This is a genomic window from Rhizobacter sp., from assembly GCF_031412495.1.
Taxonomy (GTDB): Bacteria; Pseudomonadota; Gammaproteobacteria; order Burkholderiales; family Burkholderiaceae_C; genus Schlegelella_A.
Genome location: NZ_JANODC010000106.1, coordinates 1 through 4067, shown reverse-complemented (window position 1 = coordinate 4067; position 4067 = coordinate 1). Strand labels below are relative to the sequence as shown.

The window sequence follows — 4067 nt, the reverse complement described above, 5'->3', positions numbered from 1 at the left end:
CGCGAGGCCGCCGCGCTCGCCGACCGGCTGGTGGCGAGCCGCGCCGACCCGGGGCCGCTGGCCGGGCTGGCGGTCTCGATCAAGGATCTCTTCGACGTCGCCGGCGAGGTCACTGCGGCCGGATCCAGGGTCTTGGCCTCGGCGGCGCCGGCCGTGCAGGACGCGCTCGCCGTGCAGCGGCTGCGGCGAGCCGGCGCCGGCCTGCTCGGCCGGACCAACATGTCCGAGTTCGCCTTTTCCGGCGTCGGCATCAACCCGCACCACGGCACGCCCGCGAACGCCGGCACGGCCCGGCTCGACCCGGCGCCGCGCATTCCAGGCGGCTCGACCTCCGGCGGTGCCGTGTCGGTGGCCGTCGGCGCCGGCTGGGCGGCGCTCGGCTCGGACACCGGCGGGTCCATCCGCATCCCCGCCGCCTTGCAGGGACTGGTCGGGTTCAAGAACACGGCGCGGCGGGTGCCGGCCGAAGGCTCGGTGCCGCTGTCAAGCACGCTCGACACGGTCTCGGCGATCACGAGATCTGTCCGCGACGCGGTCCTCCTGCATGAGATCCTGGCCGAGCGCAAAGTCCCGATCGAGCGCCGGGAACTCCGCGAGTGGCGCCTGGCCGTGCCGCGCACACTGATGCTCGATGGCCTCGATCCTGTCGTCGCCGGCGCCTTCGACCGCAGCTTGGCCGCCTTGAGCCGGGCTGGCGCAAGGATTGAGTCGATCGACCTGCCCCTCCTCGGCGAGGTCGCGGCGATCACGGCCGGCGGCGGCTTCGCGCCGGTCGAGGCCTGGGCCTTCCATCGACGCTGGCTGGCCGACCGGGAAGGCGAGTACGACCCGCGCGTGGCCCGGCGCATCCGCCGCGGCGAGACGATGAGCGCCGCCGATTACATCGATCTCGTGGCGGCCCGACGGGCCTGGATCGCACGCATGGAGGCCGCGCTGCACGGCATCGACGCCCTGCTCTCGCCGACGGTGCCGATCGTGGCGCCCGAGATCGGCCCCCTGCTCTCCAGCGACGAGCGCTTCTTCGCTGTCAATGCCCAGCTCCTGCGCAACCCGAGCGTGGTCAACCTGCTGGACGGATGCGCCCTCAGCCTGCCCTGCCATGGCGCCGACGAGTTCCCGGTCGGCATGATGGTCTGGAGCACGCCCCTGAGCGACGACACCGTGCTGTCGGCCAGCCTCGCCATCGAAGCCGTCCTGCGCAGCCGCACCTAGCATGCGCGTGGCCGTCATCGGTGCCGGCGTGATCGGCGTGACGACGGCCTACGAGCTCGGGATCGACGGCCACGAAGTCACCGTCTTCGAGCAGCGAAGCACGGTCGCCGCCGAAGCGAGCTTCGCCAACGCCGGGCTCGTGGCCCCGGGCTATGTCGCGCCTTGGGCCGCTCCCGGCATGCCGGGCAAGGTGCTCGCGCACCTGCTGTCGACGCACGCGCCGGTGCGGGTCGGCGCTCGACTCGACCCATCGACGTTGCTCTGGCTGTGGCGCTGGTGGCGGGCGTGCAGGCCGACCGTCTACCGCGCCAATCGGGCCCGCATGCACCGGCTGGCCGACTTCAGCCGCGACCGGCTCCGCGAGCTGACCCGGGGCCTGCACCTCGACTTCGAGCGGGCGCAGGGCTTCCTCGTGCTGCTGCGGACGGCGCGGGACCTCGCCCTCGCCGAACCGGGCATCCGCGCCCTCACCGAGCTCGGCGCTGCGCCCGAGGTGATCGATGCCGCCGCGTGCCGCCGCATCGAACCCGGGCTGAACCCGGGCATGCCGCTCCATGCCGGCGTCTATTCGAAGGACGACGAGGTCGGCAATTGCCGCGAGTTCGCCCACCTGTTGCGACGCGAAGCCGAGCGCGCGGGCGTCCGCTTCCGCTTCAACATGCGGGTCGCGCGGATTGCACCGGGGGCCCGGCCGCGTCTGCAGGTCGCGCCGACGCCGCCCGACCCGAACGAGGCGGCGGTCTCGGCCGCGCCTGCCGGGCCGGCCTCGACGGCGGGCTTTCCATCGACGGCGAACGCGGAGGGTGGCGCCTGCGAGGAGGAGTTCGACGCCGTCATCGTCTGCGCCGCCGTGGCGTCGCGGGCCCTGCTCCGCGACATCGGGATCCGGCTGCCCTTGCTCGCGGTGCACGGCTATTCCGTGACCGCGCCGCTGCGCCACGACGACCAGCACCTGCACCTCGAGCCGCGCGCCGCGCTGATGGACGAGCGCTACAAGGTCGCGATCAGCCGCCTGGGCAACCGGGTCCGCGTCGCCGGCGGTGCCGAGATCGGGGCTGCGAACGGCGCGCGGAAGGACCGCGCCTTCGTGACCCTCGACAAGGTGCTCGACGACTGGTTCCCGGGCATCACCCGCCGCGATGCCGCGCAGCGCTGGAAAGGCGCCCGGCCGATGCTCCCGGACGGCCCACCGGTGCTGGGTGCGAGCGGCGCCGAGGGCGTGTGGCTGAACCTCGGGCACGGCGGCAGCGGCTGGGCCCTGTCGTGCGGCTCGGCGCGCCTGCTCGCCGATGCCATCGCCGGGCGGCGGACGCCGATCGAGATCGACGGGCTGGGCATCGAACGGCTGAGACGATGAGCCGCGTCGAGCGCATCCACCCCGGCATCGGCCGACGCCGCCTCTTCGACGTCGCGGCGACGCGCCGGATCGAGGTCGGCGCGGCTGCCGGCCTGCCGTCCTTCGCCCTGATGGCGCGGGCCGGCGAGGCCGCGGCGCAGTTGGCCCTTGCGCTCGCGCCCCATGCTAAACACGTGCGGGTGTACGCCGGACCGGGCCACAACGGCGGCGACGGCATCGAGGCGGCGACGCGGCTGTGCGAGTTCGGCAAGCGCGTCTCGGTGCGGCTCGTCGCTGCCGCCGCCGAGCCTGCGCCGCTGGTCGCCGAGGCGCTCGCGCGCGCCGCCCGGGCCGGCGTGGCCGTGCAGCCGTTCACCGGATCCCCGGCGGGCGACGAGGACGCACCGCCCGGGATGGTCATCGACGCCCTGCTCGGCATCGGTGCCTCGCGCCCAGCCACCGGCTCGATGCGCGCCGCGATCGAGGCCGTCGATGCGCACGCCGCGCGCGGCGTGCGCGTCCTCGCGCTCGACACCCCTTCCGGGCTCGACCCCGACCGCGGCCAGCCCATCGGCCCGGCATGCGTGCACGCGCACGACACGCTCACGATGCTCACGCTCAAGCCGGGTCTCTTCACGGCCTCCGGTCGCGACCACGCTGGCAGGATCTGGCTCGCGGGTCTCGACGTCGATACCGATGGCGAGGCCGCCCAGGCCTGGCTGTGCGGCACCGCCGATCCTGCCTGCCGGCAGCGCCCGCGTCGCCACTCCGGGCACAAGGGCAGCTACGGCGACGTCGCGGTCGTCGGCGGCAGCGCCGGCATGACGGGGGCGGCGTGGCTGGCAGGGCGAGCCGCGCACGCGGCCGGTGCCGGGCGCGTCTTCGTCGACGTCCTCGACGCCGGCGTTGCGACCGCGCACCTCGATCCGTCGCGGCCCGAGCTCATGTTTCGCACCGGCTGGTGGCAGGGGCCGGTCGACGTGCTGGCCGGCGGCACGGTCGTGTGCGGTTGCGGCGGCGGCGACGCGGTCCGGGCGGCCCTGCCGCGCCTGCTCTCGGCCGTGCCCCGCCTGGTGCTCGATGCCGATGCGCTCACCGCGCTGGCCAGCGACAGCGCGCTGGCGAGCCTGGTCGTGGCACGCCGCGGCCGCGGCCTGGCCACCGTGCTCACGCCGCACCCGCTCGAGGCGGCGCGCCTGCTGGGCCGCACGACTGCCGAGGTGCAGGCCGATCGCCTCGCCGCAGCCGGTGCCATCGCCGAAAGGTACGCGGCCGTCGTCGTCCTCAAGGGCTCCGGCACCGTCATCGCCGCGCCGGGCGAGGCCGCGCGCATCGCCGCGACCGGAAACGCCGCGCTCGCCAGCGCCGGCACGGGCGATGTGCTGGCCGGCTGGATCGGCGGCCGCTGGGCGGCCGCGCGGGACGACGCCGGCCCCGCCGCCGATCCGATCGACGTGGCCCCCCGGTGCGGCGTCTAACCCGCCGCCGCGGCCGAGCCCCCACGGCCGGGGCCGCTGCG

General features: G+C 75.2%; 3 protein-coding genes. All 3 read left to right on the top strand.

Annotation, left to right across the window (positions count from 1 at the left end; genetic code table 11):
- The coding region (locus AC30N0_RS03825) for an amidase (protein WP_489516607.1) at positions 1-1212 on the top strand (1212 nt) is incomplete at its 5' end.
- 1 nt (position 1213) lies between these two features.
- Positions 1214-2569, top strand: a complete 1356-nt coding sequence (locus AC30N0_RS03820) for an FAD-dependent oxidoreductase (protein ID WP_489516606.1) — start codon at positions 1214-1216, stop codon at positions 2567-2569.
- Entirely contained in the window at positions 2566-4026 is a 1461-nt protein-coding gene (locus AC30N0_RS03815) for an NAD(P)H-hydrate dehydratase (RefSeq protein WP_489516605.1), read from the top strand. Before AC30N0_RS03820 ends, AC30N0_RS03815 begins: the two co-directional genes overlap by 4 nt.
- The last annotated feature ends 41 nt before the right edge of the window (positions 4027-4067 follow it).

Excerpts from the sequence above, each read along its gene's own strand:
- AC30N0_RS03820 (WP_489516606.1), top strand. The coding sequence starts at position 1,214 with ATGCGCGTGGCCGTCATCGGTGCCGGCGTGATCGGCGTGACGACGGCC.
- AC30N0_RS03815 (WP_489516605.1), top strand. The coding sequence starts at position 2,566 with ATGAGCCGCGTCGAGCGCATCCACCCCGGCATCGGCCGACGCCGCCTC.